The 5,060-nt window shown below is 51.0% G+C and carries 3 protein-coding genes and 6 tRNA genes; 8 read left to right on the forward strand and 1 reads right to left on the reverse strand.

Annotated elements, in window-relative coordinates; translation table 11 throughout:
* Positions 1-273 precede the first annotated feature (273 nt).
* The 6 genes from AC1DUO_RS23145 to AC1DUO_RS23170 all read left to right on the forward strand — a co-directional run bounded on the left by AC1DUO_RS23145 (position 274) and on the right by AC1DUO_RS23170 (position 973).
* Positions 274-350: transfer RNA gene (locus tag AC1DUO_RS23145), tRNA-Met, on the forward strand.
* Between the two features lie 7 nt (positions 351-357).
* Positions 358-442 (forward strand) — tRNA-Leu (locus AC1DUO_RS23150).
* A gap of 23 nt (positions 443-465) precedes the next feature.
* Positions 466-540 (forward strand) — tRNA-Gln (locus tag AC1DUO_RS23155).
* 70 nt (positions 541-610) lie between these two features.
* Positions 611-685 (forward strand) — tRNA-Gln (locus AC1DUO_RS23160).
* A 92-nt stretch (positions 686-777) separates the two neighbouring features.
* Positions 778-854: transfer RNA gene (locus tag AC1DUO_RS23165), tRNA-Met, on the forward strand.
* 44 nt (positions 855-898) lie between these two features.
* Positions 899-973, forward strand: a tRNA-Gln gene (locus AC1DUO_RS23170).
* A 107-nt stretch (positions 974-1,080) separates the two neighbouring features.
* Here AC1DUO_RS23170 and ubiF read toward each other — a convergent pair.
* Positions 1,081-2,265 (reverse strand): 3-demethoxyubiquinol 3-hydroxylase, encoded by a 1,185-nt coding sequence (ubiF, locus tag AC1DUO_RS23175; protein ID WP_013576479.1) that lies wholly within the window; start codon positions 2,263-2,265, stop codon positions 1,081-1,083.
* Positions 2,266-2,453: 188 nt separating this feature from the next.
* Here ubiF and miaB point away from each other — a divergent pair, with 188 nt between their 5' ends.
* Positions 2,454-3,878, forward strand: coding sequence for a tRNA (N6-isopentenyl adenosine(37)-C2)-methylthiotransferase MiaB (miaB, locus tag AC1DUO_RS23180; RefSeq protein WP_013576480.1), 1,425 nt, complete (start codon positions 2,454-2,456; stop codon positions 3,876-3,878).
* A 245-nt stretch (positions 3,879-4,123) separates the two neighbouring features.
* Positions 4,124-5,060 (forward strand): PhoH family protein (locus AC1DUO_RS23185; RefSeq protein ID WP_477988946.1); only part of this gene is annotated, 937 nt, incomplete at its 3' end.

Below are 5,060 nucleotides of genomic sequence, written 5' to 3' on the forward strand. Positions count from 1 at the left end.
CCTTCTGGCCGTGCCGTTGGCGTGCATCAGTCCGCTTATAAATAACCGATTTACCGGTAAATATCCTTGTAGCAAACGGGCCTCTTCAGGCCCGTTTTTTAATGGGTAAAGTCAGTAAAAATAATGTCTTTTGTCCAATTAATCACCAGAGTGGTTATAAGCCAGACAAATGGACGCCGTCAGGCCTTTTTCTCCAAAAAAGGTGTTGACGCAAAACGGTCATATACGCATAATGCGCCCCGCAACGCCGATGAAGGTAGCGCGAAAAAAGATGGCTACGTAGCTCAGTTGGTTAGAGCACATCACTCATAATGATGGGGTCACAGGTTCGAATCCCGTCGTAGCCACCATCTTTTTGCGGGAGTGGCGAAATTGGTAGACGCACTAGATTTAGGTTCTAGCGCCGCAAGGTGTGCGAGTTCAAGTCTCGCCTCCCGCACCATTTCCAGACATCGGCAGCACAGTTGGGGTATCGCCAAGCGGTAAGGCACTGGTTTTTGATACCAGCATTCCCAGGTTCGAATCCTGGTACCCCAGCCATTTTCTTACCTTTCAYATTGTTGTACTGATGTGGTTGTGAGGAAAATCCAATTTGAAGAAGTTGTACTGTTGGGGTATCGCCAAGCGGTAAGGCACTGGTTTTTGATACCAGCATACCCTGGTTCGAATCCAGGTACCCCAGCCATACTTCTTTCTGTATAATTGGTAAGCACTTGAAATTTATTATTAAGTTAGTTAAATTAGTGCTTGAAGTTTTGAAGTAAGTCAGTAGAATTTGGCTACGTAGCTCAGCTGGTTAGAGCACATCACTCATAATGATGGGGTCACAGGTTCAAATCCCGTCGTAGCCACCATTTTACTTGCAGTACACTACTCAAAAGGTAGTGAGAAACAAAATTGGGGTGTCGCCAAGCGGTAAGGCTCTGGTTTCTGATACCAGCATACCCAGGTTCGAATCCTGGCACCCCAGCCACATTAGAAAGGCCTGCTTTTTAGCAGGCCTTTTGCTTTTCTGTATTTTAAATATTTATCTAAAAATAGAGGTCTGGTGGAGATGTTTTCCCACCAGCCTTGACGTCATTAAATCCCCAATGCGTATTTAAGTGCTTTGGTTTTCAGTGCGCCCGTACGTTGTGCGGTCATCAGCGCCAGATTACGCAACGCTTTCACCGGTGCCAGATCGTTACTGAAGGCGGTATAGAATAAATCCATCCCGCTTTGCATCAGCAGATTATCCAGACGACGCTGACGCTGATAGCGCAGTAAGACTTTCTCGCTGCTCCACGCTTCATCATGGTCACGCGCCTTTTCCAGCACCGATAACAATGCTTCCACATCACGGTATCCCAGATTGACGCCCTGCCCTGCCAGAGGATTGATGGTGTGCGCTGCGTCACCCACCAGCGCCAGCCCCGGTAAGACATAACGCTGAGCGTGACGGCGAACCAGTGGGAATGCACCTGCGGATATTGCTTTCACTGTGCCCAGCCGTGCCGGGAAAGCCTGCATCACTTCTGTCGTAAGTTGCTGCATATTCAGCGTTTTCAGATAACGGATACGCTGCGGGCTGTCATACCAGACCAGCGAGGCCTGATTATCAAACAGCGGCAGGAACGCCCGCGGGCCGGAAGGGAAAAATTGCTGCCATGTCACGTCCTGATTCGGCGTTGCGGTTTCGACATGAATCAGCATACAGTGCTGGCGGTATTCCCAGCCATCCACACCAATCCCCGCTAACTGCCGCACCAGCGAATTCGCACCATCGGCAGCGACCACAAGTGGCGTGCGCAGTAATTCACCCGTAGTCAGTTGCAAAGACCAGGTTTTATCATCGTGCTGCAAAAGGTGACGCAATTTTGCCGGGCAAAAACGGGTCAGGCTGGTGAGGGCATCAAACTGTTGCCACAGCGCCAGCTGAAGTACCCGGTTTTCGACCATGAAGCCCAGTTCCGGCAATCCGAGAGACTGCGCATCAAATTTCACTTCAGAACCGTCAACTTCCCAGGTTTCCAGGCGGCGGTATGGGACTGAGCGCATTTTCTCAACCGCCCCCCACGCCCCCAGTTTCTGTAAAAAGCGCACAGACGCACAACCGATCGCGGAGATACGCAAATCAGCCGGCGCTGACGGATCAAACCCGGCAGGTTCTTCATTCTCTATCAGAGCAACCTGCAATCCCTGCTGCGCCAGCCCCAGGGCTGTGGCAGCGCCCACCATGCCGCCACCCACAATGACTGCATCAAATGTCTTCTCAGAATTATTCATTATTATTCCGGCTTTCTGTTCAGTTCATTATGCGAAGTGTACCGGATTTTTGTGTTGGCATCAGGGCCTAAGCTGCTTTCCTGCACTGGTCAGCACTGGAGTGAGGGTTTACAATAGCGCCCCTGAACTATGCTATGCACTGCGGCACTGCCGATCTAACGTTTCCCGTATTGAGTACTGACACGCTGATGACTAAAAAACTGCACATAAAAACCTGGGGCTGCCAGATGAATGAATATGATTCATCCAAAATGGCTGACCTTCTCGACAGCACCCATGGTTACCAGCTGACGGATAACGCTGAAGAAGCAGACATTCTGCTGCTGAATACCTGCTCAATAAGGGAAAAAGCGCAGGAGAAAGTGTTCAGCCTGCTCGGACACTGGAAATTACTGAAAAAGAAAAACCCGAATATTATCATTGGGGTGGGTGGCTGCGTCGCATCACAGGAAGGCGAAATGCTGCGTAAACGTGCGCCTTGTGTCGACATCGTCTTCGGTCCGCAAACCTTGCATCGTTTACCGGAAATGGTGAACCACGTACGCGGCACCAAAAGCCCGGTCGTGGATATCAGCTTTCCTGAAATCGAAAAATTTGACCGGCTGCCGGAACCGCGCGCAGACGGCCCGACCGCTTTCGTTTCCATCATGGAAGGCTGCAACAAATATTGCAGCTTCTGTGTAGTGCCTTATACGCGCGGTGAAGAAGTCAGCCGCCCGTGCGATGACGTATTGTTTGAAGTGGCACAACTGGCCGCGCAAGGCGTGCGTGAAGTTAACCTGCTGGGCCAGAACGTTAATGCGTATCGTGGCGATGCGTTTGAGGGTGGCGTGTGCACCTTCGCTGAGCTGCTGCGTCTGGTGGCAGCGATTGACGGTATCGACCGTATTCGTTTCACCACCAGTCATCCGGTCGAATTTACTGATGATATTATAGAAGTCTATAAAGATACGCCTGAAGTGGTGAGCTTCCTGCATCTGCCGATCCAAAGTGGTTCCGATCGCATTCTGACGATGATGAAGCGTCCTCATACAGTGCTGGAATATAAATCGACTATCCGCAAGTTACGCGCCGCGCGTCCTGATATTCATTTCAGTTCAGATTTTATCATCGGTTTCCCTGGCGAAACGAACGAAGATTTTGAACGCACGATGGATTTGATTGCGCAGGTGAATTACGACGTCAGCTTCAGCTTCATCTATTCTCCGCGTCCGGGCACACCGGCGGCAGATATGGTTGATGATGTGAGCATGGATGAGAAGAAACAGCGTCTGGCGCTGTTACAGGACAGAATCACACAGCAAGTCATGCGCTTTAGCCGCGCCACGCTGGGTACTGTTCAGCGTATTCTGGTGGAAGGCACGTCCCGCAAGGACATTATGGAGCTGACCGGCCGTACCGAATGCAACCGCGTGGTCAACTTCGAAGGCACACCGGACATGATTGGTAAGTTCGTTGATGTCGAAATTGTCGACGTGTATGCCAACTCACTGCGCGGTGTGGTTGTCCGTACGGAAGAACAGATGGCGCTTCGCCTGCATGAATCACCACAATCAGTTATCGAACGCACCCGCAAAGAAAATGAATTGGGCGTTGGACTATATCAACCCTGAACCACCAGAATAATGCACAGCCTGAAATCAACAGGGCGCTCCGGCGTCCTGTTTCTTTTGAGATTTTCGGTAATAACCTCATCATAAGGGTTTAATTTTCCAGCAAAGGCCGCATATCCGGATGACGGTGCCTGCAACTGCTGCCACGGCGCAGCATATTTTGCCAAGGGCATGTATTATTAAGTCAGGTATGGTTGGCGGCTGAAAGCAGTGACTCAGCCGGGTGAAATGACAACTGGTCCGAAGTGACCCAGAGGATTCGTTTGAACGTTGTAACACAAGAGATTTTACTGGAGCCCGAAGACAACCAGCGTTTGCTGAGCCTGTGCGGGCCGTTTGATGACAATATCAAACAACTGGAGCGCCGGTTGGGCGTTGAAATCAACCGTCGTGATAACGCGTTTAAATTGGTCGGAAAGAGCCTGCCGGTTGCGGCAGCCGCCGACATCCTGCGTGATTTATACGTTGACACTGCGCCGCTGCGCGGTGAGATCCAGGATATCGATCCTGAAAAAATTCATCTGGCGATCAAAGAAAGCCGGGTACTGGAACAAACAGCAGAAAGTGTGCCCGACTTCGGCAAAGCGGTCATCATCAAAACCAAGCGTGGCATGGTGAAGCCGCGCACGCCCAATCAGGCGCAGTATATCGCCAACATTCTCGACCACGACATCACCTTCGGGATCGGTCCTGCAGGTACCGGTAAAACATATCTGGCCGTGGCTGCTGCGGTGGATGCGCTGGAGCGTCAGGAAGTGCGCCGCATTCTTCTGACCCGCCCTGCCGTTGAAGCCGGTGAAAAACTGGGCTTCCTGCCGGGGGATCTCAGTCAGAAAGTTGACCCATATCTGCGCCCGCTGTATGACGCATTGTTCGAAATGCTCGGTTTTGAGAAAGTTGAAAAACTGATTGAGCGCAACGTTATTGAAGTCGCCCCGCTGGCTTACATGCGTGGACGTACATTGAACGACGCTTTTATTATCCTTGATGAAAGCCAGAACACGTCTATCGAACAAATGAAGATGTTCCTGACCCGTATTGGCTTTAACTCCAAAGCGGTGATCACCGGTGACGTGACGCAAATCGACTTGCCGCGTCATCAGAAATCAGGGCTTCGTCATGCGATTGAAGTGCTGTCGTCAGTCGAAGAACTCAGCTTTAACTTCTTCCACAGTGAAGACG

This window comes from Rahnella sp. P4_A8 (assembly GCF_056402435.1).

What these genes read in the sequence shown, in the direction of transcription:
- miaB (WP_013576480.1), top strand. Translation starts at nt 2,454, where the DNA reads ATGACTAAAAAACTGCACATAAAAACCTGGGGCTGCCAGATGAATGAA.
- ubiF (WP_013576479.1), bottom strand. Translation starts at nt 2,265, where the DNA reads ATGAATAATTCTGAGAAGACATTTGATGCAGTCATTGTGGGTGGCGGC.